The sequence below is a fragment of the Belnapia moabensis DSM 16746 genome, assembly GCF_000745835.1.
Lineage (GTDB): Bacteria > Pseudomonadota > Alphaproteobacteria > Acetobacterales > Acetobacteraceae > Belnapia > Belnapia moabensis.
In genome coordinates this window covers 84,141-109,484 of sequence record NZ_JQKB01000001.1, presented here as the reverse complement: position 1 = coordinate 109,484, position 25,344 = coordinate 84,141, and the positions used below count along the sequence as shown (strand labels likewise).

Sequence of the window (25,344 nt, the reverse complement as noted above, 5' to 3'; positions counted from 1 at the left end):
GCCTGCGCATGTGCGCAAGCAGCCTCGGCGCCGCCGCGCCGATGGGGTGGAGTGGGCTTTGGGCATGACGGGTACCGACGCAGCGACACGGAAGCGGCTTTTCCTCCGCACCTGGGGCTGCCAGATGAATGTCTATGACAGCGCCCGCATGGCGGATGTGCTCGCGCCCCTCGGCTATGCGCCGGTGGAGGCGCCGGAGGGGGCCGACATGGTCATCCTCAACACCTGCCACATCCGCGAGAAGGCGAGCGAGAAGCTGTTCTCCGAGCTCGGTCGCCTGCGCGACCTGAAGCGGGAGCGCGAGGCGACAGGCCAGGGGATGGTGCTGGCGGTCGCCGGCTGCGTGGCACAGGCGGAGGGGGCCGAAATCACCCGACGCGCGCCCTGGGTCGATATCGTGCTCGGGCCGCAGACCTATCATCGACTGCCGGAGATGGTGGCGCGGGCTAGCCGTGCCGCCGGTGCCGTGATCGAGACGGAGATGCCGGTCGAGCAGAAATTCGACCACCTGCCGGAGCAGGTGGCGAGTCAAGGCATCACCGCTTTCCTCACCGTGCAGGAGGGCTGCGACAAATTCTGCTCGTTCTGTGTGGTCCCCTACACGCGTGGGGCCGAGTACTCCCGCCCGACGGCGGCGGTGGTGGCCGAGGCGCGGCGGCTGGTCGCGGCCGGGGCGCGGGAGATCACGCTGCTCGGCCAGAACGTCAACGCCTATCACGGCGAGGGGCCCGGCGGCCGGGCCTGGAGCCTCGGGCGGCTGATCCGCGAGTTGGCGGAGATCCCCGGCCTGCTCAGGCTGCGCTACACCACCAGCCATCCGCGCGACATGGATGACGACCTGATCGCGGCCCATCGCGAGGTGCCGGCGCTCATGCCCTATCTGCACCTGCCGGTGCAGTCCGGCAGCGACCGGGTGCTGGCGGCGATGAACCGGGGGCACACCGCGGCTGAGTTCCTCGCCGTCGTCGACCGCCTGCGGGAGGCGCGGCCGGACCTCGCCCTCTCCTCGGACTTCATCGCCGGACATCCAGGCGAGACGTCAGAGGATTTCGCACAGACGATGGCGCTGGTGGAGCGGGTCGGCTTTGCCATGGCCTACAGCTTTAAATATTCGCCCCGGCCCGGAACGCCGGCGGCGGGGGCGCCCTTCCAGGTGCCGGAGGTCGAGAAGGACGCGCGGCTACAGGCCCTTCAGGCCTTGCTGCGGCAACAACAGGACGAATTCAACCGCTCCCGCGTCGGGCTGGTCGTGCGGGTGCTGCTGACCGGACCGGGCCGGCATCCGGGACAGGTCGCCGGCCGCTCCCCCTGGTTGCAGCCGGTGCATCTCGCGGCGCCGCTTGAGCTGGTCGGGCAGGAGGTGCCGGTGCGCATCCTGGCGGCCCATCCGAATTCCCTTTCCGGCCTGTTGGCGGCCGGGGAGGGCATCCCCGCAAGCCTGTCCGCAGAGGAGCCTGCCCCCGCTTGAACACCGCCCCCATCGTCTTCCGTGCCGGGGAGGCCCGCGGCGCACGGCCCGCTTCCCCTCCCCCCGCATCGCCGGAGCAGCGCAGCGTCACGCTGCAATTCGACGATAATGCCCTGCTCCCCCTTCTCTACGGGGAACATGACCGCCATCTGGCGCGCATCGAGCAGCGCTTGGGGGTCAGGCTCGGCTCGCGGGGCAACCGATTGACCATTGCCGGCGGGACGGCCCGAACCGAAGTGGCGGAAGTGGCGCTGAAGGCGCTATGGCGGCGGCTCGAGAAGGGCCAGCCTGTAGGAACGGCAGAAGTGGAAGCAGCCTTGCGCATGGCCGAAGGAGATGCCGAGGGCGATCCGCGCCTGCCCTTGCAGGACAGGCCGGAAATCCGCACCCGGAAGGGGGCGATCGCGCCCCGCACGCCCGCGCAGGCGGCCTATATCGATCTGCTGGCGCGGCAGGAGATGGTCTTCGGGATCGGCCCGGCCGGCACCGGCAAGACCTACCTGGCCGTGGCGCAGGGCGTCGCCCTGCTCCAGGCCGGGCGGGTGGACCGCATCGTGCTCAGCCGCCCGGCGGTGGAGGCAGGGGAGCGGCTCGGCTTCCTGCCCGGCGATCTGAAGGAGAAGGTGGACCCTTATCTCCGCCCGCTCTATGACGCGCTGCACGATATGCTGCCAGCGGAACAAGTGGCGCGGCGGATCGCCTCGGGTGAGATCGAGATCGCGCCTCTGGCCTTCATGCGCGGCCGGACGCTGGCACATTGCTACGCGATCCTGGACGAGGCGCAGAACACCACGCCAGCGCAGATCAAGATGTTCCTCACCCGCATGGGCGATGGAACGCGTATGGTGATCACCGGCGATCCGACCCAGGTCGATCTGCCGAGTGGTCAAAGAAGCGGGCTGATCGATGCCTTGAACATCCTCGACGGGGTGGAAGGCATTGGTGTCGCCCGCTTCGACGAACGCGATGTGGTGCGGCACCCGCTGGTGGCGCGCATCGTCGCGGCTTATGGGCGGGCCGACAGCCAGGTGGGACAGCCTGGCCGGGGGCCGAAGAAGGAACGTGATGGAACCGGACAGTTGCCGTCCTGACGACGAGACCCTGGAGGATCCCCTCCAACCGGCACTCCCTGGAGTGCAGGTCGACGTGATGGTGGAGGATCCCACTTGGCGGCGCTTCCTGCCGCGGGCCGAAGCGCTGGCGCGCCGCGCCGTGGCCGCGGCGCTGGCCGGGAGCGAGGCGTCGGGCCTCGTCACCGTGCTGCTGGCCGATGACCGCATGCTGCGCCGGCTGAACGGCGAGCATCGCGGCAAGGACAAGCCGACTAATGTGCTGAGCTTTCCAGCAGGGGCGCCGGGCCATCTCGGCGACATTGCCCTCGCCCTCGGCGTGGTGCGGCGGGAGGCGGAGGCGGGGGGCAAGGCCCTGGCCGCGCATTTCGCCCATCTCGTTGCCCATGGGACACTGCACCTAATCGGCCATGACCATATGGCCGCCGGCGAGGCGCGGCGGATGGAGCGGGCCGAGGCGCGGGCGATGCATCGCATGCGGTTGCCCAACCCCTGGAGGCATGCGGCATGAGCGCCTCGAACGGGAATGGTCATCCGGCTCGGGATGGGCTGCTATGGCGGCTGCAAGGACTGCTGCGGCGGCGCGAGGCCGAGAGCGTCCGCGATCGCATGGAGGAGTTGATCGAGGAGCCGCATCTGCCGCAGGGCGCGGCGGAGCCTGGCCAGCGCGGCGCCGACCTCGATGCGCAGGAACGGGCACTGCTCGGCAACGTGCTGAAGCTGCGTGACAAGACCGCGGGCGATGTCATGCTGCCGCGGGCCGACATCATGGCGATGCCGGAGGACTATACGCTGGAGCAGGCCATCCGCCTCATCCAACGCGACGGGCACAGCCGCTACCCGGTCTTCCGCAAGCAACTCGACGACATCGTCGGCATGGTCCACATCAAAGACGTCTTCGCCAGCGTCGGCAACGACGCGTCCTTCGACATGAAGGCGATCCTCCGCAAGCCGCTCTTCGTCGTACCCTCCGTCCCCGTGCTCGACCTGCTGCTGCAGATGCGCCAGGCGCGCATTCACATGGCGCTCGTCGTCGACGAATATGGCGGCATCGATGGGCTGGTGACGATCGAGGACCTGGTCGAGACCATCACCGGCGACATCGCCGACGAGCATGATGAACCCGGCCCGCCGCAGCTGGTCGAGAAGCCGGACGGTACGATCGAGCTCGATGCGCGGACACCGGTCGAGGTCTTCGAGGCGATGCTCGGCCCGGTGCTGACGGATGAGGAGCGCGCCTCCGACATCGACACCATGGGCGGCCTCGTCTTCAACATCGCCGGGCGGGTGCCAGCCAAGGGCGAGTTGGTCTCGCACTCCTCGGGCCTCGAATTCCGCGTGCTGGAGGCCGACCCGCGGCGTATCCGCCGGCTGCGGGTGCGCCGGCCCGGGGCGCAGCAGAAGCAGGCAGCGGAGTAGGGCGGGAGGGCCATGGCCATGGCGTTCAAGGGCAAGCCGCCGGGCAGCGGGTCGGGCGAGATGTCCCGCACCACCCAGGCGCTCCGCCCCTCCATCGCGCTGAGCGAAGCCGAGGCGCGGCGTGCCCGGGCGCTGCGTCGCCAGGGCGAGGCGCCACCGGTGATCGCCGAACGGCTCGGCCTGCCGCTCGAGGAAGTGGAGAAGGCGCTCCTGCAGATGCGCAACCCCCGGCCGGAGACGACACGGGGTACGCTGAACGTGACGCTCGCCGCGCATCGCTTCGTCATGAGCGAACGGCAAGGCGACGAGCCGCTCTGGCAGACCATGGACCGGCTGGTGGACGAGTTGATTCGCCGCCGGGCGGAGACCGCACGACGCAATGCCTCGCGTCGCGGCGGACCGGCAGCGGATGACTGGCTGCCCGGCCTCGACGCACCGACGCCCGAGCGGCCGGGCTAATTGGGGAACCCTACCCACTACGATACGTTTCAGATGGATAGGCTCGCGCCGGGTCTGCCTGGGCCGGGCTCGATCACTACGGCAGCCTCCCCTTCGGGCGACACGCCGGCCGCATGGGAGACAAGATGACCGCGCAGCCTGAAACCGCCGATGGCGACCCGCCGCGCGTCTCGACCGGCAGCACCGGCCTCGACCATATCCTCGGCGGCGGCTTCGACGCCAACCGCCTCTACCTCTGCGAAGGCCGGCCGGGCACCGGTAAGACTACCCTTGCCCTGCAGTTCCTGCTGGATGGCGTGCGGCGCGGCGAGCGGGTGCTCTACATCTCCCTCTCCGAGACGGAGCGCGAGCTGAGCCTGGTCGCCAAGCGGCATGGCTGGTCGCTGGAGGGCATCACTGTCTTCGAGCTGGTGCCCGCCGAGGCAAGCCTCGACCCGAGCCGCGAGCTGACCGTCTTCCATCCCGCCGAGATCGAGCTGAACGAGACGACGCAGCTCGTCTTCGACCGGGTGCAGGCGCTGAACCCGGCGCGCATCGTCTTCGACAGCCTCTCGGAGCTGCGGCTGCTGGCGCAGAATTCGCTGCGCTACCGACGGCAGATCCTGGCGCTGAAGCACTTCTTCACCGGCCGCGACTGCACGGTGCTGATGCTGGACGACATGTCTTCCAAGGCGGACGACCTACAGCTCCATTCCATCGCGCACGGTGTGGTCTTCCTGGAGCAGATCGCCATCGACTACGGCTCCGAGCGGCGGCGGATCCGCGTCGTCAAGATGCGCGGCATGCCCTTCCGAGGCGGCTACCACGATTTCGCCATCCGGCGTGGCGGGCTCGAGATCTATCCGCGACTGGTGGCGGCGGAACATCGTGGGCCGCCAGCGACAGGGCTGGTCGGCAGCGGCAAGACGGGCCTCGATACCATGCTCGGCGGCGGGCTGGACCGTGGCACCAGCATGTTGCTGCTTGGCCCGGCTGGTGTCGGCAAGTCCGCGCTGTCGCTGACCTATGCGCTCGCTGCGGCAGAGCGGGGCGAGCATGCGGTGGTCTATGCCTTCGACGAGGGCCGCTCCACCATCCTCACCCGGGCCGCGGCGCTCAACATTCCGCTGGAGCCGGCGATCGAGGCCGGGCTGATCCGCATTCAGCAGATCGATCCGGCGGAGCTTTCGCCCGGCGAATTCGCCCATCTCGTCCGCAGCACCGTGGAGGAGGACGGGGCACGGGTCATCGTCATCGACAGCCTCAACGGCTATCTCAGCGCCATGCCGGACGAGCGCTTCCTCATCCTGCAGATGCACGAGCTGCTGAGCTATCTGGGCCAGACCGGTGTGTTGACCATCCTCGTGCTGGCGCAGCACGGGCTGGTCGGGCCTATGCAGACACCGGTCGATATCAGCTATCTCAGCGATGCCGTGCTCATGCTGCGCTACTTCGAGTTCGAGGGGGTGGTGCGCCGGGCGCTCTCGGTAGTGAAAAAGCGGAGCGGGCCGCATGAGCGCTCCATCCGGGAGTTCCGGATCGGTCGCGGCGGCATCTCCGTCGGGCCTTCGCTTCAAAACTTCAGCGGCATCTTCACCGGCGCCCCGCAATACAGCGGCACCGGCGCTCCCTTGCTGGCCGATGATGAACCAATCTAGCGCTGATCTCGCCAGTCCGCGCGTTCTAGTCCTCGCCCCGACCGGGCGGGATGGTACGGCCTCTGCCGAATTGCTGCGGCGGGGGGGGATGTCGGCCGAGGTCTGCATCGATATCGCCGGTCTCCTTGAAGGGCTGGAGCTTGGAGCGGATGCCGTCTTCATCGCCGAGGAGGCGCTGATCGGCCGTCCGATCGAGGCGCTGCTCGGTTGGGTGGATCGGCAGCCGCCCTGGTCGGACATGCCCTTCGTCGTCCTCACCAGTCACCGGCAGACGCCGCAGGCAGTGGCGGGACGGGCACGGCTGGTGGCGGCGCTACGCAACGTCTCCCTGCTGGAGCGGCCAGTGCAGGCGATCACCCTGACCAGCAGCCTGCAGGCGGCGGTCCGGGCACGGCGGCGGCAATATGAGGTGCGTGCGCACCTCGCCGAGCGGGAACGGGCGGCGCGCGGGCTGGAGGCACTGGTCGCGGCACGGACGCAGGAGCTCGAGGCGGCCAACCAGGCGCTTCGTGCCCAGATCGCCGAGCGCGAGCGGGTGGAGGAGACCCTTCGCCACGCCCAGAAGATGGAGGCGATCGGCCAGCTCACCGGCGGTGTGGCGCATGATTTCAACAACCTACTGATGGTGATCTCGGGCGGACTCGACATGCTCGGCCGGCAGCGGGATCAGGCACGGCAGAAGCTGCTGATGGACGGCATGCGCCAAGCGGCCGGGCGCGGTGCGGCGCTGACGCGGCAGCTCCTCGCCTTCTCGCGCCGGCAGGCGCTGAGTTCGCAGGCTGTAGATCTCGCCAGGCAGATCGGCGGCATGCGGGAATTGCTGGACCGCAGCCTCCGCGGTGATGTGCATGTGGCGCTAGACTTCGCTGAGGGGCTCTGGCCGGTGGAGGTCGATCCCGGCGAGTTGGAGCTTGTGGTGCTGAACCTCGCGGTGAATGCCCGGGACGCGATGCCGGACGGTGGCACCATCGTCATTCGCGGCGAGAACCGGCCGGGGCTCGATTCGGATGGACTGCGCGGCGATTTCGTCGCGCTGTCCGTCGTCGATACCGGAACCGGCATGCCGCCCGAAGTGCTGGCACGGGTCTTCGAACCGTTCTTCACCACCAAGGATATCGGCAAGGGCTCCGGCCTCGGCTTGGCGCAGGTTTATGGCTTCGCGCAGCAGTCGGGCGGCACGGTGCGGATCGACACCGCACTCGGGCAGGGCACGACGATCCTGCTGCTGCTGCCGCGTTCCGTCCGTGCCCCGGTCGTGCCGGAGCGGCACCTGATCGACCTGCGTCTGGAGCGGCCGTCGGAGGTGCCGATCGGCCATGTGCTGCTGGTCGAGGACGATGACGAGGTGGCGGCGCTGGTCGGCGAGATGCTGACGACGCTCGGATTCGAGGCGACACGGGCGGCGAGCGCCACGGCGGCGCTCGGCGCGCTGGCGGATGGGCGGGACATCGACCTCGTCTTCTCCGATGTGATGATGCCGGGCGGGATGAACGGCGTCGACTTGGCACGCGAGGTCAAGCGGCGGCGGCCAGGCCTGCCCGTGGTGCTGACCACCGCCTACGCCGAGGCGGCAAAGCGCGATGCCGAGGCGGAAGGAATCGCGCTGCTGCCCAAGCCCTATCGCCTGGAGGAGTTGGCGATGGCGACGCGGACCGCGCTCGGCCGGCCGTGACCATCGCGCTCCTGCCGCGTTGAGGTGGAATGGCGGACGCGGCAGGCAAGGATCCCTTTGATATCGATCTCGTCTTCCGGCTGCTGCGGGAAGCGGTCGCGAAGCTGCCCAAGGCGGCGATGTTCGAGCTGCGCGATCGTGGTCATGCCTCGCCTTTCGAGCAGCTGGTCGCGGCATTGATCTCGGCCAGGACGCGGGACGAGGTGAGCCTGCCGGTCTCCGAGCGCCTCTTCGCCATCGCCAATACGCCGGCGGCGATGGCGGCGCTCGACGAGGCGCGACTGATCGACCTGTTGCATGGCGCGACCTTCCCGGAACCCAAGGCGCGGGACATCCTGGCCTTATCACGACAGATCGCGGCGGCGGGGGCAGTGCCGGACACGCTCGAGGGGCTGATGGCGCTGCGTGGCGTCGGGCCGAAGATCGCTGCGCTGACCCTCGGGGTCGCCTTCGGCAAGCCCGCCATCTCGGTCGACATCCATGTGCACCGAATCGTCAATCGCTGGGGCTACGTGGCAGCGACGACACCGGAGCGGACGATGCGCGCGCTGGAGATGGTGCTGCCGGAGCGCTATTGGATCGAGATCAACGAGCGGCTGGTGCCCTTCGGCAAGGCCATCTGCACGGGAGAACGGCCGCGTTGCGAGGGGTGTTTGCTGATCCGGCAATGCCGGCAGGTCGGAGTGGTGCCTACTCGTCCCGGCGTGGGCGGGCCAGGAGCTGCGCCATCGCCTCGGCGACGGTCACCTCGCCCGCCAGCAGCGCCGTGACGGCGGCGCAGATCGGCAGTTCGACTCCAGCGGTCGTGGCGCGAGTGAGCAAGGCGGGGGCGGTGCTGGCGCCTTCCGCCACGCTCGCCTTGCCTGCCAGGGCTTCGGCCAGGGTAAGGCCACGGCCGAGGGCAAGGCCGAGCGCGGTATTGCGGCTGGAGGGTCCGGTCGCGGTCAGTAGCAGGTCGCCGAGGCCGGACAGACCGGAGGCTGTCTCGGCCTTGCCGCCAAGGGCGACGACCAGGCGCGAGAGTTCGGCGAGGCCGCGGGTAATGAGGGCCGCGCGGGCATTCTCGCCGAGCCCGGCGCCGATCACCGCCCCGGCGGCAATGGCGATGACATTCTTCGCCGCCCCGCCGATCTGCACGCCAAGCGGATCGTCACTGCCATAGAGACGGAAGCCAGGGGTGGCGAGCAGGGCCGTAGCGGCCTCGCGCAGCGCCGGGTCCCGGCAGGCGAGGACGGCGGCCGTGGGAAGGCCGACAGCGACTTCATGGGCGAAATTCGGACCGGAGAGGATGCCGGCAGGCAGGTCGGGGCGGAGCTGCTCTGCCAATTCGAATGGCAAGAGAAGACTCCCCTGCTCTACCCCCTTGGCTGCGAGAATGAGGGGCGGCAGCGCCGCTGGCAGCCGCGCCAGCAGGGCCCGCAGATGCTGGGTGGGGACGGCGAGGATGGCGGCGTCCGCCGCTGCTAGCGCGGTCGGGTCGGCGGTGACGTCGATGCCTGAATCGAGCGTGATACCGGGGAGATGGCGGGCGTTCTCCCGCGCGCCATCGATGGCGGCGGCACGCTCCGGGTCGCGGGCCCAGAGCGTCACCTCGCAACCGGCCCGCACCCCCTGCACCGCGAGCGCCGTGCCCCAGGCGCCGGCACCGATGACGGCGAGGCGTGCCATCGTCCCTATTCCTTGGCGATGCGGGTGACGGCCCAGCCTTCGCCCTGCTCCCGCATGCCGAGGCGGTCCAGCAGGGCGGCGAGGATGTCGCCTGCCGTTTCCTCGAACCGCCATGGCGGGTTGGCGACGAGCAGGCCACAGCCGTTCAGCCGCTGTGGGTCGGTCGGCTCGCGTAGCCAGAGTTCGACGGCAACGAGGTCGCGGACGCCACTCTCCTGCAAAGCGGTGTGGAAGGCGCGGACCGGGGCGCGGTGCTTGATCGGGTACCAGCAGGCCTGGATGGCGGCGCGGAAGCGGTGGGCGACGAGGGCAATGCCGGCCGCCATGCGCTCGAACTCGCCCTCCTGCTCGAAAGGCGGGTCGACCAACACGAGGCCGCGCCGCTCCGGGAAGGGCGTCAGGGCACGGAGGGCTTCCCACCCATCGCGCAGATGCACGGCAACCTGCGGGTCGCGCCGGAAGCGGGCGCGCAGCACCGCGTGGTCCTCGGGATGCAACTCGCAGGCGAGGAGGTGATCCTGCGGCCGCAACAGGGCACGGATCAGGGCGGGGGAACCGGGATATTGCGCGGGGGCACCGACGGCGCGAACAAGGTCGAGATAGTCCGCAAGCGGGCCGTCCTCGATATCGAGCAGGCGGAGGATACCGTGCTCCGCCTCGCCGGTGCGGCCGGCCTCCGGCGCGGCAAGGTCGTAGGCCCCGAGGCCCGCATGGGTGTCGAGCACGCGGAAGGGTGCCGGCTTGGCGGCAATCGCCCGCAGCAGCGCGACCAGCAGGGCGTGCTTCATGCAGTCGGCGAAATTGCCGGCATGGAAGGCGTGGCGGTAATTCACGCTGCGAGTGCGACGCTCGCCCCGTGCCGGGTCTCCCCCGGCAGGCAGAGCGCCGCGATGGCAGGTGCCACATCAGCCGGCTGGCGCAGGCTGGCCGGGTTCTCGCCCGGCATGGCGACGGCGCGGAGGCGGGTAGCGACGGGTCCGGGATCGACCAGGTTGACGCGGAGCGGCGTGCTCTCCACCTCGGCCGCCCAGGACCGCGCCAGATGCGCCTGCCCCGCCTTGCCGAAGCCATAGAGGCCCCAATAGGCACGCGGCGCCTCGGCCACCGAATCGGTAAGGAAGACGGCCCGGCCGGCCGGCGCCGCGCGGAGCGGCGGGTCACAGGTGCGGATCAGCCGCCAGGTGGCGGTGAGGTTGAGGGCTACGCTCTGCTGCCAATCGGGCGGCATGATGTGGGCGACGGGCGTCAGCTTCGCCAGCAGCCCGGCGGCATGGACGAGGATGTCGAGCCGGCCGAAGCGATGCACGATCGAGGGGCCGAGCATGTCGATCTTCTCGGCATCCTTGGCGAGGTCGAGCGGAAAGAGCGTCGCCTGCCCGCCCTCGCCGCGGATGGCGTCGTCCAGCTCCTCCAGCGCGCCCTGGGTGCGAGCAGTGAGCACGCAATGTGCGCCCATCCGCGCCAGCTCCAGCGCCACCGCGGCGCCGATGCCGCGCGAGGCGCCGGTGACCAGGGCGACCGAACCCTCCAACGGCTTCGCCATCAGCCGACCTGCAGCAGGGAGAGCTGTGCGTCGCTGTTCGCCTGCGCATCGCTCAGCGGGATGGCATAGTCGCCGGTGAAGCAGGCATCGCAATAGGCCGGCTTCGCGGTGTCGCGGCCAGGCTTGCCGAGGGCGCGGTAGAGGCCGTCGAGGGAGATATAGGCGAGGCTATCGACGCCGATGATCTTCGCCATCTGCTCCAGGTCATGCGTCGCGGCGAGCAGCTTGCCGCGCTCCGGCGTGTCGATGCCGTAGTAGCAGCTATGGGTCGTGGGCGGGGAGGAGATGCGCATATGCACCTCGCTCGCGCCGGCGGCACGGACCATCTCCACGATCTTCTTGCTGGTCGTGCCGCGGACGATGCTGTCGTCGACGAGGATGACGCGCTTGCCCTCCAGCATCGGCCGGTTGGCGCTGTGCTTCAGCTTCACGCCGAGATTGCGGATCTGGTCGGTCGGCTCGATGAAGGTGCGGCCGACATAGTGGTTGCGGATGATGCCGAGCTCGAAGGGAATGCCGCTTTCCAGCGCATAGCCCATCGCGGCCGGCACACCGCTGTCGGGTACCGGGACGACGACATCGGCGGAGACGCCGCTCTCGCGGGCCAGCTCGGCGCCGATACGCTTGCGGGTCTCGTAGACCGGTGTGCCCTCGACCACCGAATCCGGTCGGGCGAAATAGATGTACTCGAAGATGCAGAAGCGGTCCGGTTGCTTGCCGAAGGGCTTGATGCTGTGGACGCCCTGGTCGTCGATGATGATGATCTCGCCAGCATCGATGTCGCGGACGAATTCCGCACCGACGATGTCGAGCGCGCAAGTCTCGCTGCACAGCACCCAAGACGTCGGCACACCGTCGCTGCCGCCCATTCGGCCGAGCACAAGCGGGCGGACGCCAAGCGGGTCCCGCGCGCCGATCAGCGCGCCGTCATGTAGGGCAACGAGGCTGTAGGCGCCTTGAACCTGGCGCAGCGCGTCGATCAGCCGGTCCACCACCGTCGAATAGAGGCTGATGGCGATGAGGTGAATGAAGACTTCGCTGTCCGTCGTGCTCTGGAACAGGCAGCCGCGGTTCACCAAGCTGCGCCGGAGCGCCAGCGCATTGGTAAGGTTGCCGTTATGCGCGACGGCGAAGCCGCCGAAGGCGAAGTCCGCATAAAGCGGCTGGACGTTGCGTAGCGCCGTCTCGCCGGTGGTGGCGTAGCGGTTGTGGCCGAGAGCGGCGCGGCCACGGAGCGATGCCATGATCTTCGCATCGGAAAAGGTGTCGCCGACCAGGCCACGGCCGCGATGGGCGTGGAAGATGCCGCCCTCGTCGAGGCTGACGATGCCGGCCGCCTCCTGTCCGCGATGCTGCAGCGCGTGCAGGCCAAGCGCCGTGAGCGCCGCCGCGTCGTTGGTGTTCCAGATGCCGAAGACGCCGCATTCCTCATGGAATTTGTCGTCGTCGGGGGCGGCGAGCCGCAGGGCCTCTTCGGTCATGGGATGGTCCTCACGTCCGGTTGCGGGCAGGCGGCCGCTCGAAGTCTTCCTGCGTCGGGATGGGGCGGGCCGGGGGAGAGGCCACGCGAGGGCGGTAATCGGCTGGGAGCTGCGCGACGAGCCATTGCGCGCCTTCGATCACCAGCGGCAGCGAACGGGCCTCCCGCACGGGTTCTGGCCAGCGCTCGGTCGCCGGCAGCACCATGCCGCCCAGGATATAGGCGAGGACGACCAGGAACGCACCCCGTGCGACGCCGAAAAGCATGCCCAGCGCACGGTCGGTGCCGCCAAGCACGGAGTTCTGCACGAGCCGGGCGATGGAGGCGATGATTACCTTCAGCACGATCAGCACCACGAGAAAGACGCCGCCGGCGGCCAGCGCATCGGCGAGCCAGGGCGGATCGACCGTGCCCTGGAGCAGGGGCGCGACGGAGGGGCGCAAGACAAGGGCGAGGGCGGCGGCGCCAATCCAGGCCCCCACCCCCAGCACCTCCTGCACCAGTCCGCGCAGGAAAGCGAGCACCGCCGAGACGGCCAGCACCGCCAGGACCACAGCATCGACCCAGGTCATCGTCCGCGGGATATAGCGATGGGGGGTGGGGGTGTCCACGCGCACCAACAGTAGGGCTGGGCAGCGCAGGGCACAGGTGTGGCGGAATTACCCAGCCTTCGCCGGCTCCTTCCGCACCGTCCGCCCGGCGAAGGGGGCAACGAGGTCGGCGAGGTGGCCGATCTCGGTGAGCCGGAGGCCATCCGGTGCGCTCGGCGTCCGCCCGCCCCGCGCAACCCGGCGGGGCAGAACGGAGGCGGCGAAGCCGAGTTTCTGCGCCTCACGGAGCCGCGCCTCGGCCTGGGCGACCTGGCGGACCTCGCCGGAGAGGCCGACCTCGCCGAAATAAACGGTCTCGGGGTCGGTCGGCCGGTCCGTCGCGGCGGAAACCAGGGCGGCGGCGACGGCGAGGTCGGCAGCCGGTTCGGCGATGCGGAGGCCGCCAGCTATGTTCAGATAAACGTCGTTCATGCCGAGAGTGAGGCCGCAGCGCGCCTCGAGCACCGCCATCAGCATGGCGAGCCGCCCGGAATCCCAGCCCACCACCTGCCTTCGCGGGCTGCCGCCCGCCGAAGGGGCGAGCAGAGCCTGCACCTCGACCAGGACCGGCCGCGTGCCTTCGATGCCGGCAAAAACGGCCGAGCCGGAGACATTGCCGCGCCGCTCGGCGAGGAAAAGGGCCGAGGGGTTCGGCACCTCGACCAGGCCGCGCTCCGTCATCTCGAAAACACCGATCTCGTCGGTCGCACCAAAGCGGTTTTTCACCGCACGGAGAATGCGGAACTGGTGGCCGCGATCGCCCTCGAAGTACAGCGTTGCATCGACCATGTGCTCCAGCACGCGCGGGCCGGCGAGCGTGCCTTCCTTGGTTACATGCCCAACGAGAATGAGGGCGAAGCCGCGGGTCTTGGCGAGGCGGATCAATTCGGCAGCGCAGGCGCGGACCTGAGCGACAGTGCCGGGAGCGGAATCGAGAGCATCGAGCCAGAGCGTCTGGATCGAGTCGATCACCACCAGGGCAGCTTCCTGCTCCTGTTCGAGGCTGGCGACGATGTCGCGGAGCGCGGTAGCGGCGGCGAGCGCCAACGGAGCCGTCTCGAGCCCGAGGCGGAGCGCGCGTAGCCGGACCTGCTCCACCGCCTCCTCTCCGCTGACATAGAGGGCGCGGTGGCCGGACGCAGCAATACGGGCCGCCGCCTGGAGCAGTATGGTCGACTTGCCGATGCCAGGATCGCCGCCGACCAGCACGGCGGAAGCGGGAACGATGCCGCCGCCGAGCACGCGATCGAGCTCTGGCAGGCCGGTCGGGATGCGCGGCGGCGGGGCGGAACTGCCTTGGAGGCCTACAAACTCTACGCGCCGCCCGCCCGCCACCTTGGCCGCCGGGCCAGGGCCGCGGGCGGCGGCCGGCGCTTCCTCCTGCAAGGTGTTCCATTCGCCGCAGGCATCGCAGCGGCCCTGCCATTTTGGGTGGACGGCGCCACAAGCCTGGCAGACGTAACGGGCGCGGTCCTTGGCCAAGCGGCCTTCCCCTCTTTCGGCACGAAACAGGAACATGGCGCGGCGCGGGGTCGCATGCAAGCCTGGACCGCATGGCGCGCAGGGCGCAGGCTAGGTGGCATGAGCAGCAGCCTTGTCCCCTTCCCAATCCATGTCTGCGGCATCGAAGAGCTGGGAGGCCATTGCGCCACGGGCGTCAGCCATGTGCTCTCGATTCTCGATCCTGACCGAGCGGAGCCGAAGGCCTTCGGCCAGTATGGCGAGCATGCCCGGCTGGAGTTGCGCTTCCATGACATCATCGAAGCACAGCCAGGCTCGGTGGCGCCCGAGCCGGAGCAGGTGGCGGCTATTCTCGACTTCGGCCGCGGCTTACTCGCCGAGCCGGCGGCGCGGCTGCTGGTGCATTGCCATGTCGGCATCTCCCGCTCGACAGCGGCGATGGGCCTGATCCTCGCCCAGGCCCGGCCGGAGGCAAGCGCGGATGAGGTGCTGCGCGGCGTCCTAGCCATTCGCGAGAAAACCTGGCCCAATCTCAGAATGCTGGAAATAGGCGATGCGATGCTCGGCCGCGGCGGGACGCTGCCGCGGGCGGCGGCGGCCATTTACCGGCACCAACTCGCCATCCGGCCGCATCTGGCGGAGGTCATGCGAAAGGCCGGGCGCGGGCGAGAGGTCGATGCTGCAGAGGCGTTGGCCTGATCATGCCAACAATGCGATCCGTACCGCTGCCAGAGGCTGCAAACGCCAAGCTTCTCCATGAACCATGCGCGGGCTGATGCCGAAATCATAGGCGGTCTTGGCATCGGCCAGTAGGACATGGCCCGTCAGAACCGCCTTCACAGCCCCGAGGATCATCGCCTCCTTATTGGGCCTCCCGATACAATCTGCCGAACTGGCTTTCATTCCCTGCACCGCGAGCGGGACAAATCAATGGCCGCTTACCAGGATGACTGGCAGCGGGAGGCTACGCCGGCGCAGAGCCTGGACCAGCGCCGCACCGCCCATCCCGCCAAGCATGCCGACATCGGCGATGACGCAGTAAGTGTCGGGTGGCAGTGCGGCGAGGTGCGGCTCGCCATGGATGCACGGCGCAGAGCGCCGCCCATCGCTCGTCGGGCTTTACCTGGATGGATGAATAAGGCGGAGGTCCATGGCCTCAACCTGTGCCTTGCTTCGAAGCGGATGCTCAGAGTCCGAAGGATGCCGGCAACCAATTTGTTCCAGCCGGACCTGATTAAGGTCCTAGATCCAGACAGCCCACAACCGCGCCTGCGCCGTTTGGCCCGGCTATCAGAAATCCGGATCCGAGTAGTGATCAGGTGGGGCGAGGCCGCTGATGCGATCCGCAAGGATGCCACGGAAGCAGGGCCGGGACTTCATCCGGGCATACCAGTCCCGTGCCGGCTCGCTCAGTTCCCACTTCACATCGCCAATGTAATCGAGCGACGAGAGCTGCGCGGCAGCCGCGAAATCGGCCAGGCTGATTTGCGAGCCGGCCAGCCAGGCGCGGTTCTCAGCCAAATCGCCAATGTATTCCATATGTATTTTCATGTTTTGGTAGCCGGCCCGCATGGCGGCGGCATCCGGGTTCCCGCGCCCCAGGAGGCGCTTCAGCTGCTTTTCGTAAAGCAGGTTGCGGGTGACTTCAGTGTGGAATTTATGATCGAACCAGGCGATCAGACGGCGCACCTCGGCCCGCTCGCCCAGCGTACGGCCGAACAGCGGCATGTCCGGATAGGCTTCGTCCAGATACTCGCAGATGGCGTAGCTGTCGGCGATGGTGAAGCCGTTTTCCTCCTGCAGCACGGGAACGGTACAGGCAGGGTTCATCGCCAGGAAATCCGGCCGCCTCTCCCAGACGCGCTCGATACGGAGTTCGAAAGGAATCCTTTTCTCCGCCAGGGCCAGGCGGACCTTGCGGGAAAAGGGCGAGAGCGGGATGTGATACAAGGTTCGCACGGCAGCGCCTTATGGCACCCGCGCCGCGGCAGCGAAAGGCGTTCCGCATCGGCTGGGAAGCCAAGTTGATTCGATGCTACAATGTTCTCGGTCAGGAGGACAGCCCAGATGACGCTGACTGTGTCGATCGCCGAAATAGCCGCCTTCCAGCGCTTGAGCCGGGCCAGCGGCGAGGTCGGGCCGGAGGATGCCCGCTTCGCCGGGCAGAGCGATATCGGCCCGGAGGATGTGGCATGTTTCCGTCAGGCGACGCGGCGGCTCGGGCTGCTGATCGTCATGCGTTGCCCGAAGCGGGGCGCCGTCGCCTTCCAGGGCGTCGTGCCGCCGAAGCGCTGGGCGGATGGGCATGACAGTGCGGGCCATACGGTGAAGTCGGGCGAGAGCGGCCTCGGCGTGCATCCCGAACGCGGCAACATCTTCGTCTCAGACTATGACATGATGAGCCTTTGGGCGCGGAAGCCGCAGGGCGGATACCGCAAGCTGTTCGCTTCTGCCCTAATCTCCGGCGCCGAGGGCGGCAAATGGGACAGGGATGCGATGGAGGCGGTGCGGCTGCTGAATGCTGGGCTGCAAAGCAAGCTGCAGCACGGAGCGCAGGACGATTTCACCCCACCGCATGGGCACCGACACCCTGGGGTGAAGGTGGATACCCGCTTCGCCGCCTTCCGCGAGGGCGAAGCGAGCTACCTACCCGATATGGCGGCCTGCAAAGCCTATTACGGCCAGTGGGGTCTCTACTGGCCGTACAACAACGAGGGGTGCTTCACCAAGGCGATGCGCCCGGGAGGCTGAGCCGGCGGGGCGGCCTACTCAGCCGCCACTGCCGCCTGATCCTGCATCGGCACCGGCAAGTACTTGGCGTATTCCTTCGGCACCACATGCCAGAAATGGCCCCTCTCCTGCTCCCAGGCATTTAGCAGGCGGGCAGCGAGGCGGGAGCCGGTCTCCGCCACATGCCGGCCGATCAGCACCTGGAGTTGCGCCTCCCAATGGTTGGAGGCGAGGCGGGACCAGAGCAGCGTATCCGGATTGACGCGCCGCTCGAAGCTGCCATCCGGGTCGTAGAGGAAGGCCATGCCGCCGGTGAAGCCGGCGCCAAAATTGTCGCCCACCGCACCGAGGATCACGACCGTCCCACCGGTCATGTATTCACAGCCATTGGCGCCGCAGCCTTCGACCACCGTCGTCGCTCCGCTGTTGCGTACGGCGAAACGCTCTCCCGCCTGGCCCGCAGCGAAAAGCTCGCCCGCCGTTGCGCCATACAGGCAAGTATTGCCGATGATGGTGTTCTCGTTCCAGACGAGGGCAGAGGAAGGCGCCGGGCGCACGACGATGCTGGCGCCGGAAAGACCCTTGCCGACATAGTCATTGGCATCGCCTAGCACCTCGAGCTTGAGGCCACGCACGGCGAAGGCACCGAGCGACTGCCCGGCGGTGCCGCGCAGCCGCACCGTCAGATGGCCCGACTGTAGGCCGGACATGCCGAATTTCCGCACGATCCTGCTGCTGATCTTGGTGCCGATCGCGCGGTGGGTGTTCCGGATATTATACTGAAGCTGCATCTTCTCGCCATGCTCGAACAGCGCAGCGGCATCGCGGATCATGTCTGCATCCAGCGTCTCCGGCACCTCGTTCCGGCCCTCAAGCGTACAATAGCTGGCATGTCCGCCGGCATCGGCCTGAACCAGCAACGGGTTCAGGTCGAGATCATCGAGATCCTCCGAGCCGCGGCTGACCTGCTTCAGCAGATCGGTGTGGCCGATAATGTCGGTCAGCTTGCGAATGCCGAGCGAGGCCAGGATCTCCCGCACCTCTTCCGCCACGAAGGAGAAGAGATTGATGACCTTCTCCGGCGTGCCCGTGAACTTCTTGCGCAGCGTCTCATCCTGAGTGCAGACGCCGACCGGGCAAGTGTTGCTGTGGCACTGGCGGACCATGATGCAGCCCATGGCGACGAGGCTTGCCGTGCCGATGCCGAATTCTTCTGCACCGAGCATGGCGGCGATGACAACGTCACGCCCGGTCTTGATGCCGCCATCGGTCCGAAGCTTCACCCTATGCCGCAGCCGGTTGAGCTGCAGCACCTGATGCGTCTCAGACAAGCCCATTTCCCAGGGCAGGCCGGCATATTTGATCGAGGAGACGGGCGAGGCGCCGGTGCCGCCGGAATGGCCGGAGACCAGGATCGCATCAGCCTTCGCCTTGGCGACGCCGGCCGCGATGGTGCCGATGCCGCTGCGCGACACCAGCTTCACCGTCACGGTCGCATCCGGGTTGATCTGCTTCAGGTCGTAGATGAGCTGAGCCAGATCCTCGATCGAATAGATGTCGTGATGCGGCGGCGGCGAGATCAGCGTGACGCCAGGCGTCGCATGCCGGAGCTTGGCGATGATGCCGCTGACCTTGAAGCCGGGCAACTGGCCACCCTCGCCGGGCTTGGCGCCCTGCGCCACCTTGATCTCGATCTCCTTGCAGGCGTTCAGGTACTCGGCGGTGACGCCGAAGCGGCCCGAGGCGATCTGCTTGATGGCGCTGTTGGCATTGTCGCCATTGGCACGCGGCCGGGCCCGCTCCGGGTCCTCGCCGCCCTCACCGCTATCGGACTTCGCGCCGATGCGGTTCATGGCGATGGACAGCGTCTCATGCGCCTCGGGGCTCAAGGCGCCGAGCGAGATGCCGGGTGCCACGAGGCGCTTCCGGATCTCGGTGATGCTCTCCACCTCCTCGATCGGGATCGCACAGCGGCCCTCGCTGCGGAAATCGAGCAGGTCACGCAGCGCCACGGGGGGCTGGCGGCGCACCGCTTCTGAATAGCGCTTGAACTTGGTGTAGCTGTCGGTCTCCACCGCCTCCTGCAAGGTGTGGATCAGCCCGCCGTCGAAGGCATGGCTCTCGCCACGTAGCCGCCTCTTGTAGAGGCCGCCGACCGGCAAGGTGATGACATCGGCATCCCAGGCGCGGCGGTGGAGCGCCAGCACACGGCGGGCGATACCCTGCAGGCCGATGCCGGAGATGCGGCTCGGCACGCCCGGGAAGAACTCCGCGACGAGCGCGCGAGAGAGGCCGATGGCCTCGAAATTCATGCCGCCGCGATAGCTGCTGATGACGGAAATGCCCATCTTGGACATCACCTTCAGCAGCCCCTTATCGACCGCCTTCTTGTAGTGGGCGACGCAATCTTCAAGCGAGACGTTGCCGAAGAGGCCGCGGCGGTGCCGGTCGGCAATGCTTTCCTGCGCCAAATAGGCGTTCACCGTCGTCGCGCCGGCGCCGATCAGCACGGCGACGTAATGCACGTCGAGGCATTCCGCCGAGCGGATGTTGAGGCTTGTGAAGGTCCGGAGCGAATGCTTGATGAGATGGGTGTGCACGCCACCCACCGCGAGGATCATCGGGATCGGCGCGCGCGCCGCCGATTGCCGCTCATCCGTCAGAATTACATGGGCGCAGCCGGAGCGGACGCCCTCCTCCGCCTCCCGCCTGATGCGGTCGATGGCGCGGCGGAGGCCGGCCTCGCCCTCATCGGCGGCGAAAGTACAATCGACCTCGCAGGCCGTGGCGCCCATGTATTGACGCATTGCGGCGAATTCGGCGTTCGACAGCACCGGACTGTCGAGCATCAACATGTCGCACTGCGTGGGGTCCTCGTCGAGGATATTCCCGAGATTGCCCAGCCGCGTCTTCAGCGTCATCACCCGCGTCTCGCGCAGGCTGTCGATGGGCGGGTTCGTCACCTGGCTGAAAGTCTGGCGGAAATAATGGTGCAGGCCGCGGTACTGGCCGGACAGCACGGCGATGGGGGTGTCGTCGCCCATCGAACCCACGGCTTCGGCGCTGTCCTCGACCATCGGGTGGAGGATGGTTTCCAGCTCCTCAAGGGTGTAGCCGACGGCGAGCTGGCGGCGGCGCAGCTCCTCGCCCTGGAGCTCCACCGGCTCGCCGGCGCCGGCGCGAACGATGCCGTCGATGCGGGTGGTGCGTTCGGTCCACTTGCCGAAGGGATGCCGGGCCGAGAGCAGGTCCTTCAGCTCGGCATCGCGGTAGAAGCGGCCCTCGGCGAGATCGACACCGATGCACTGCCCGGGCCCTACGCGGCCCTTGGCTACGATCGCGTCCTCGGAAACCTTCACCATGCCCGTCTCGGAACCGACGATCAGCAGCCCGTCCACGGTCTGGGTGTAGCGCAACGGGCGAAGGCCGTTGCGGTCGAGTCCAGCAATGACCCAGCGGCCGTCCGTCGCGGCGATGGCGGCCGGGCCATCCCAGGGCTCCATCACGGCGTTGCAGTAAAGGAAGAGGTCGCGGTGCGCCTCCGGCATGGTGGCGTTGTTGCTGATGCTCTCCGGAATCAGCATGGACTTCGCCATCGGCGCGTCGCGACCGCCGCGCACCAATAGCTCGAAGACGTTGTCGAGCGTCGCAGTGTCGGAGCCACCGGCCTGGACGACCGGCTTGATGTCCTCGAGATGCGCGTCCAGCAGCGGATGGGAGAGCCGCGTCTCGTGGCTCTTCATCCAGTTGATGTTGCCGTTCAGCGTGTTGATCTCGCCGTTATGGGCGAGCATGCGGAAGGGCTGCGCCAGCTTCCAGGTGGGGAAGGTATTGGTGCTGTAGCGCTGGTGGTAGATGGCGAAGCGCGATACGAAGCGCGCATCCGTCAGATCGGGGTAGAATTCCGTCAGGTGCTCGGCGAGAAACATGCCCTTGTAGATGAGCGAGCGGCAGGAGAGCGAGCAGAGATAGAGCTCCGCGATCTGTGCCGCGATGGCCTGCTTCTCAATCCGCCGGCGGATGACGTAGAGGTCGCGCTCGAAAATCGCCTCGTCGCGCAGCTCCGGATCGTAGATGAGGATCTGCTCGATCTCGGGGCGCGTCGCATTGGCCTTCTCGCCGATGCAGCCGATGCTGATCGGCACCTGGCGCCAGGAATATATGGCATAGCCAGCCGAGAGGATCTCGGTCTCGACGATCTGTCGGCAGCGCTCCTGCGCGCCGAGATCGGACTTCGGCAGGAAAACCATGCCGACGCCGATGCGGCCCGGGCGCAGCCTGTCGCCGCCGCGCTGCACGACCTCGGCGAAGAAGTCCTGCGGAATCTCGATATGAATGCCCGCGCCGTCACCGGTTTTGCCGTCGGCATCGACAGCGCCGCGGTGCCAGACCGCCTTCAGCGCATCGATGCCGGCCTGCACGACCTTGCGCGAGGGCTTGCCATCGAGCGCGGCGACGAGCCCTACGCCACAGGCATCATGCTCGGTGGTGTTGATATGTGCCGCATCGCGCAGGCGGGCAGCATTGGCCTGGAAGGCAAGGGCGAATTCGGTTCCGGTCTCGCTCATTGCTCTCACTCCGCCGCGGTGGCGAGCGTGCTCGCCTTCTGGGTGACATAGGCCTCTATCTGGTCCGCCGCGTCGCGCCCGTCGCGGATCGCCCAGACGACGAGGGAGGCGCCGCGCACGATGTCTCCGCCGGCGAAGACGCCGGGCAGCGCCGTCATCATCGTGCGATGGTCGACCTTGACCGTACCCCAGCGGGTGACGGCCAGCGCCGGCTCGTTGAACATCGCCGGCAGGTCTTCGGCATCGAAGCCGAGCGCCTTGATGGCGAGGTCGCAGGGTATAATGAACCCGCCGCCGGGGATCGCTGCCACCTGCTGGCGGCCGGTCGCATCCGGCAGGCCGAGATGCATGCGCATCGCCTGCACCGCCTCCACCTTGCCGGTACCGAGAAATGCATCGGGCGCGGCGAGCCAGGTGAACTCGACACCCTCCTCCTCCGCATTCTTCACCTCGCGCATGGAGCCCGGCATGTTCGCCTTGTCACGGCGATAGAGGCAGGTGACGGCCGAAGCGCCCTGGCGTATGGCGGTGCGGACGCAATCCATTGCCGTATCGCCGCCGCCGAGCACGACCACGCGCTTGCCCTTGGCGTTCAACGCACCGGAAGCGAAATCGGGGACGGCATCGCCCAGGTTGTCGCGGTTGGAGGCGGTCAGGTAGTCGAGCGCGGGGACGATACCGGCAAGGTCGCTGCCCGGCACCTCGATGTCGCGCGCCTTGTAGACGCCGGTCGCGATGAAGACGGCATCGTGCTTCGCCCGCAGCTCGTCCATGGTGATGTCGGCGCCGACCGCGACGTTCAGGTGGAAGTGAATGCCACCCGCCTCAAACTGCTTCCAACGCCGCAGCACCACCTCCTTCTCCAGCTTGAAGTTGGGGATGCCGTAGATCATCAGCCCGCCGACGCGGTCGTAGCGGTCGTAGACATGCACCTGCCAGCCGCGGCTGCGCAGCCGCTCGGCCGCGGCGAGGCCGGCCGGGCCGGCGCCGATGATGCCGATGCTGTGTGACTTCTCCTGGCGCGGGCTCGGCGGCTTGACCCAGCCATTCGCCCAGGCGGTGTCGTTGATGTATTTCTCGACGGCGCCGATGGTGACGCTTTCGAAGCCCTTCTCGATGACGCAGTTGCCCTCGCACAGCCGGTCCTGCGGGCAGATGCGGCCGCAGATCTCGGGGAAGGTATTGGTTGCGGAATTGACCTCGTGCGCCTCTTCCAGCCGCCCTTCCGCCGTCAGCTTCAGCCAATCGGGGATGTTCTGATTCAGCGGGCAGTGGATAGAGCAGAAAGGAACGCCGCACTGGCTGCACCGGCTGGCCTGGGCGGAAGCCGCTTCAGCGGCGAATTCGCGGTAAATTTCACCGAAGTCGGAACGGCGGGCGGCGATGTCGCGCTTCTCCGGCTGCGCCTGAGAAAGACGCACGAATTGCAGCATCCGTTCGGCCATGGCGGCGCCTCCGCTTTCTCGATCAGAGGCGGTACGGGCACGCGGCACCCCAGCCGCCTCGGCTGATGACAGGCGCAGCTTTACGACCCCACGCGCGGTGACGCGAGTCCTTTTTCGCCGTTAGGTCATAATATCTGACCTAATATTCAGGACTCAGTGGCGCGAGGAAAGCAATGTGCAAGCCTTCCTGCCGCAATAGTTCCGAATCGGTCCTTTCAGTTAGCCGGGAGCGGGCGCCGCCCACCGCCGGGGCGAAAGCGCCGCAAATAGCCCGGCACGACCGCCTCCACCGATTTCGGCGTGATGCCGAGCTCGGCCAAGCCAGGCACACCGGCCGTGGCGACATTGTCCCGCTGGAGCATGAGCAACTGGTCTTCAGTAAGCGGCGGGTTGGGCAGCAAACGCCCGAGCGCCACCTGGAGCTTCACCAGCCCGTCCGGCATGTCGATCAGCGGCCGGCGATGGCCGGTGGTGTCCAGGATGAAACGCAGCAGCTCGCGGAAGGAGAGAATGCGTGGCCCCGCCAACTCGTAGGTCCTGCCCAAGGCATCCTCGCGGCTGGCGGCGGCGATCACTGCATCGGCCACGTCGCCGACATAGACCGGTTGGAACCGCGCCTTGCCGGCGACCACCGGCATCACCGGCAACAGCCGGGCCATGCCCGCGAAGCGATTGAAAAACTGGTCCTCCGGCCCGAAGACGATGGAAGGGCGCAGGATAGTGGCATTCGGGAAGGCGGCGCGGACGGCCGCTTCGCCCTCGGCCTTGCTGCGACCGTAGCGGCTCGGGCTCTCCGGGTCGGCGCCGATCGCCGAGACATGGACCAGCCGCTCCACGCCGCCCGCCGCGGCCAGACGGGCGATCCGCCCAGCGCCTTCGGCCTGCACGCGCTGGAAATCGCCGGAGGCCCGCTCGGCGAGGATGCCGACGAGGTTGACGACCAGGTCCGCCCCGCCGATGGCACGGGCGAGTTGGCCCTCATCCGCGAGATCGGCGGCAAGCGGCACGATCTGCCCTACCATGCCCTGGGTTTGCAGGAAGCGCGCCCGCGCCGGGTCCCGCCCGGCCACCCGCACCACCCAGCCGCGCGCCGCCAGTCGTTGCACCACATAGCGGCCGATGAAGCCGGCCCCGCCGAAAACGGTGGCAACCTGACGAATTGTGGGCTGACGCATGCGGGAGCGCTCCGACTGAAAGCGAGCGGACCATAGGTCCGCCGCGATGCAACGCCAAGCGGGGCCGCAAAGCCGCTTGACGGCGGACGCAGGGCCTTATATTTGCGCGCTCCCGGCGGCGATCAACCGCCGGCTCCGCAGCCTGTGCCCAGGTGGTGGAATTGGTAGACGCGCTGGCTTCAGGTGCCAGTGACCGCAAGGTCGTGAAGGTTCGAGTCCTTTCCTGGGCACCACTCCCCGCTTCTGGGGACCGCGCATTGGGCACGACCCTCTTTTCCCCTTATCCGGCCGGCCGCGGCAACGCTGCCGCAAGGAGGCCCGCCGTGATCCGCCTGCACCGCCATGACCTGCCCGATGGGCTCGACTTCGGCAGCATGGTTGCCATCGACACCGAGACGATGGGACTCAACCCGCACCGCGACCGGCTTTGCCTGGTGCAGCTCTCGGCCGGCGACGGCAATGCGGAACTGGTGCAGATCATCCCCGAGAGCCTTGGCGGCCGCGGCGCGGATTGCCCGAACCTGAAGCGGCTCCTGGAGGACCCGGCGGTCGCCAAGCTGTTCCATTTCGCCCGCTTCGATTGCGCGGCGTTGCACCAGCATCTGGGCGTCACGGTGACGCCAGTGATCTGCACCAAGGTCGCCGCCAAGCTGGTCCGCACCTTCACCGACCGACACGGGCTGAAGGACCTGTGCAAAGAGTTGCTCGGGGTCGAGATTTCGAAGCAGCAGCAGAGCTCGGACTGGGGCGCGCCGGAACTGTCGTCGGAGCAGCTGGCCTATGCAGCCTCCGACGTACTGCATCTGCATGCACTCTGGGCCAAGCTCGAAGGGCTGCTGCGCCGCGAGGGGCGAATGGATCTGGCCGAAGCCTGCTTCCGCTTCTTGCCGACGCGCGGTGCGCTCGACCTGCTCGGCTATGCAGAGCCGGACATCTTCGCACACTGACACCGCAATGAC

Annotated in this window: 22 protein-coding genes and 1 tRNA gene; 12 read left to right on the top strand and 11 right to left on the bottom strand. The window is 67.9% G+C overall.

All coding sequences use genetic code 11. The features are described from left to right. The first annotated feature begins 64 nt into the window (after positions 1-64). The 8 genes from miaB to EP26_RS00475 all read left to right on the top strand — a co-directional run bounded on the left by miaB (position 65) and on the right by EP26_RS00475 (position 8,495). Positions 65-1,468 carry a tRNA (N6-isopentenyl adenosine(37)-C2)-methylthiotransferase MiaB gene (gene miaB, locus EP26_RS00510; RefSeq protein WP_052388619.1) on the top strand — a complete coding sequence of 468 codons (1,404 nt, stop codon included), beginning with the start codon at positions 65-67 and terminating at the stop codon, positions 1,466-1,468. Next, entirely contained in the window at positions 1,465-2,559 is a 1,095-nt protein-coding gene (locus EP26_RS00505; protein ID WP_408735085.1) for a PhoH family protein, read from the top strand. Before miaB ends, EP26_RS00505 begins: the two co-directional genes overlap by 4 nt. After that, positions 2,534-3,049, top strand: coding sequence for an rRNA maturation RNase YbeY (gene ybeY / locus EP26_RS00500; RefSeq protein ID WP_084112224.1), 516 nt, complete (start codon positions 2,534-2,536; stop codon positions 3,047-3,049). Before EP26_RS00505 ends, ybeY begins: the two co-directional genes overlap by 26 nt. Then, positions 3,046-3,957 carry a hemolysin family protein gene (locus EP26_RS00495; protein WP_043334478.1) on the top strand — a complete coding sequence of 304 codons (912 nt, stop codon included), beginning with the start codon at positions 3,046-3,048 and terminating at the stop codon, positions 3,955-3,957. Before ybeY ends, EP26_RS00495 begins: the two co-directional genes overlap by 4 nt. Before the next feature lie 18 nt (positions 3,958-3,975). Beyond that, complete coding sequence (locus EP26_RS00490) at positions 3,976-4,416, top strand: hypothetical protein (protein ID WP_157033356.1); 441 nt, start codon at positions 3,976-3,978, stop codon at positions 4,414-4,416. A 125-nt stretch (positions 4,417-4,541) separates the two neighbouring features. Continuing rightward, entirely contained in the window at positions 4,542-6,053 is a 1,512-nt protein-coding gene (locus EP26_RS00485) for an ATPase domain-containing protein (protein WP_043334473.1), read from the top strand. Between the two features lie 88 nt (positions 6,054-6,141). Continuing rightward, positions 6,142-7,725 carry an ATP-binding protein gene (locus EP26_RS00480; protein ID WP_211259337.1) on the top strand — a complete coding sequence of 528 codons (1,584 nt, stop codon included), beginning with the start codon at positions 6,142-6,144 and terminating at the stop codon, positions 7,723-7,725. Positions 7,726-7,754: 29 nt separating this feature from the next. Beyond that, complete coding sequence (locus EP26_RS00475) at positions 7,755-8,495, top strand: endonuclease III domain-containing protein (RefSeq protein WP_084112223.1); 741 nt, start codon at positions 7,755-7,757, stop codon at positions 8,493-8,495. Here the strand turns inward: EP26_RS00475 and EP26_RS00470 are convergent. Genes EP26_RS00470 through radA form a run of 6 tightly spaced genes read right to left on the bottom strand, consistent with a single transcriptional unit; the run spans position 8,416 to position 14,488 of the window. After that, a complete protein-coding gene (locus EP26_RS00470; RefSeq protein ID WP_043334468.1) occupies positions 8,416-9,393 on the bottom strand; it encodes an NAD(P)H-dependent glycerol-3-phosphate dehydrogenase in 978 nt (325 codons plus the stop codon). The genes EP26_RS00475 and EP26_RS00470 overlap by 80 nt on opposite strands. Before the next feature lie 5 nt (positions 9,394-9,398). Continuing rightward, positions 9,399-10,226: a 23S rRNA (adenine(2030)-N(6))-methyltransferase RlmJ gene (locus tag EP26_RS00465; protein ID WP_043334466.1), complete on the bottom strand. Its 828-nt coding sequence runs from the start codon at positions 10,224-10,226 to the stop codon at positions 9,399-9,401. Then, a complete protein-coding gene (locus EP26_RS00460; protein ID WP_043334463.1) occupies positions 10,223-10,936 on the bottom strand; it encodes an SDR family NAD(P)-dependent oxidoreductase in 714 nt (237 codons plus the stop codon). Before EP26_RS00460 ends, EP26_RS00465 begins: the two co-directional genes overlap by 4 nt. Continuing rightward, positions 10,936-12,417, bottom strand: coding sequence for an amidophosphoribosyltransferase (purF, locus tag EP26_RS00455; protein WP_043334461.1), 1,482 nt, complete (start codon positions 12,415-12,417; stop codon positions 10,936-10,938). The genes EP26_RS00460 and purF overlap by 1 nt, the downstream gene beginning before the upstream one ends. Positions 12,418-12,427: 10 nt before the next feature. Then, a complete protein-coding gene (locus EP26_RS00450; protein WP_245624249.1) occupies positions 12,428-13,027 on the bottom strand; it encodes a CvpA family protein in 600 nt (199 codons plus the stop codon). A 48-nt stretch (positions 13,028-13,075) separates the two neighbouring features. Next, positions 13,076-14,488 (bottom strand): DNA repair protein RadA, encoded by a 1,413-nt coding sequence (gene radA / locus EP26_RS00445; RefSeq protein ID WP_043334457.1) that lies wholly within the window; start codon positions 14,486-14,488, stop codon positions 13,076-13,078. A gap of 99 nt (positions 14,489-14,587) precedes the next feature. Here radA and EP26_RS00440 point away from each other — a divergent pair, with 99 nt between their 5' ends. Further along, positions 14,588-15,166: a tyrosine phosphatase family protein gene (locus tag EP26_RS00440; protein WP_043334455.1), complete on the top strand. Its 579-nt coding sequence runs from the start codon at positions 14,588-14,590 to the stop codon at positions 15,164-15,166. Here EP26_RS00440 and EP26_RS34570 read toward each other — a convergent pair whose 3' ends face one another. Then, positions 15,167-15,322, bottom strand: a complete 156-nt coding sequence (locus EP26_RS34570; RefSeq protein ID WP_157033355.1) for a hypothetical protein — start codon at positions 15,320-15,322, stop codon at positions 15,167-15,169. 435 nt (positions 15,323-15,757) lie between these two features. After that, the gene (gene fzlA, locus EP26_RS00435) at positions 15,758-16,426 is read right to left on the bottom strand and encodes an FtsZ-binding protein FzlA (RefSeq protein WP_043334452.1); all 669 of its coding nucleotides are present in this window, start codon (positions 16,424-16,426) and stop codon (positions 15,758-15,760) included. 108 nt (positions 16,427-16,534) lie between these two features. Here fzlA and EP26_RS00430 point away from each other — a divergent pair, with 108 nt between their 5' ends. Beyond that, the gene (locus tag EP26_RS00430) at positions 16,535-17,218 is read left to right on the top strand and encodes a hypothetical protein (protein ID WP_043334449.1); all 684 of its coding nucleotides are present in this window, start codon (positions 16,535-16,537) and stop codon (positions 17,216-17,218) included. A gap of 14 nt (positions 17,219-17,232) precedes the next feature. On the opposite strand, the gene gltB is transcribed toward EP26_RS00430, so the two are convergent. The 3 genes from gltB to EP26_RS00415 all read right to left on the bottom strand — a co-directional run bounded on the left by gltB (position 17,233) and on the right by EP26_RS00415 (position 24,385). After that, the gene (gene gltB, locus EP26_RS00425; RefSeq protein WP_043334448.1) at positions 17,233-21,765 is read right to left on the bottom strand and encodes a glutamate synthase large subunit; all 4,533 of its coding nucleotides are present in this window, start codon (positions 21,763-21,765) and stop codon (positions 17,233-17,235) included. Positions 21,766-21,770: 5 nt separating this feature from the next. Beyond that, positions 21,771-23,210, bottom strand: a complete 1,440-nt coding sequence (locus EP26_RS00420; protein ID WP_043334447.1) for an NAD(P)-dependent oxidoreductase — start codon at positions 23,208-23,210, stop codon at positions 21,771-21,773. Positions 23,211-23,425: 215 nt separating this feature from the next. Further along, on the bottom strand, positions 23,426-24,385 hold the full coding sequence (locus EP26_RS00415) for a complex I NDUFA9 subunit family protein (RefSeq protein WP_043334445.1): 960 nt from the start codon (positions 24,383-24,385) through the stop codon (positions 23,426-23,428). A 146-nt stretch (positions 24,386-24,531) separates the two neighbouring features. Here EP26_RS00415 and EP26_RS00410 point away from each other — a divergent pair. Together EP26_RS00410 and EP26_RS00405 are read left to right on the top strand one after the other, a co-directional pair. Further along, a tRNA-Leu gene (locus EP26_RS00410) sits at positions 24,532-24,618 on the top strand. A gap of 141 nt (positions 24,619-24,759) precedes the next feature. After that, complete coding sequence (locus EP26_RS00405; RefSeq protein ID WP_084112246.1) at positions 24,760-25,332, top strand: ribonuclease D; 573 nt, start codon at positions 24,760-24,762, stop codon at positions 25,330-25,332. Positions 25,333-25,344: the final 12 nt, after the last annotated feature.

Coding starts and splice junctions, on each gene's coding strand:
- miaB (WP_052388619.1), top strand. CDS start 65: ATGACGGGTACCGACGCAGCGACACGGAAGCGGCTTTTCCTCCGCACC.
- ybeY (WP_084112224.1), top strand. CDS start 2,534: ATGGAACCGGACAGTTGCCGTCCTGACGACGAGACCCTGGAGGATCCC.
- EP26_RS00495 (WP_043334478.1), top strand. CDS start 3,046: ATGAGCGCCTCGAACGGGAATGGTCATCCGGCTCGGGATGGGCTGCTA.
- EP26_RS00490 (WP_157033356.1), top strand. CDS start 3,976: ATGGCGTTCAAGGGCAAGCCGCCGGGCAGCGGGTCGGGCGAGATGTCC.
- EP26_RS00485 (WP_043334473.1), top strand. CDS start 4,542: ATGACCGCGCAGCCTGAAACCGCCGATGGCGACCCGCCGCGCGTCTCG.
- EP26_RS00480 (WP_211259337.1), top strand. CDS start 6,142: ATGTCGGCCGAGGTCTGCATCGATATCGCCGGTCTCCTTGAAGGGCTG.
- EP26_RS00475 (WP_084112223.1), top strand. CDS start 7,755: ATGGCGGACGCGGCAGGCAAGGATCCCTTTGATATCGATCTCGTCTTC.
- EP26_RS00470 (WP_043334468.1), bottom strand. CDS start 9,393: ATGGCACGCCTCGCCGTCATCGGTGCCGGCGCCTGGGGCACGGCGCTC.
- EP26_RS00460 (WP_043334463.1), bottom strand. CDS start 10,936: ATGGCGAAGCCGTTGGAGGGTTCGGTCGCCCTGGTCACCGGCGCCTCG.
- purF (WP_043334461.1), bottom strand. CDS start 12,417: ATGACCGAAGAGGCCCTGCGGCTCGCCGCCCCCGACGACGACAAATTC.
- EP26_RS00440 (WP_043334455.1), top strand. CDS start 14,588: ATGAGCAGCAGCCTTGTCCCCTTCCCAATCCATGTCTGCGGCATCGAA.
- EP26_RS34570 (WP_157033355.1), bottom strand. CDS start 15,322: ATGATCCTCGGGGCTGTGAAGGCGGTTCTGACGGGCCATGTCCTACTG.
- EP26_RS00430 (WP_043334449.1), top strand. CDS start 16,535: ATGACGCTGACTGTGTCGATCGCCGAAATAGCCGCCTTCCAGCGCTTG.
- gltB (WP_043334448.1), bottom strand. CDS start 21,765: ATGAGCGAGACCGGAACCGAATTCGCCCTTGCCTTCCAGGCCAATGCT.
- EP26_RS00420 (WP_043334447.1), bottom strand. CDS start 23,210: ATGGCCGAACGGATGCTGCAATTCGTGCGTCTTTCTCAGGCGCAGCCG.
- EP26_RS00415 (WP_043334445.1), bottom strand. CDS start 24,385: ATGCGTCAGCCCACAATTCGTCAGGTTGCCACCGTTTTCGGCGGGGCC.
- EP26_RS00405 (WP_084112246.1), top strand. CDS start 24,760: ATGGTTGCCATCGACACCGAGACGATGGGACTCAACCCGCACCGCGAC.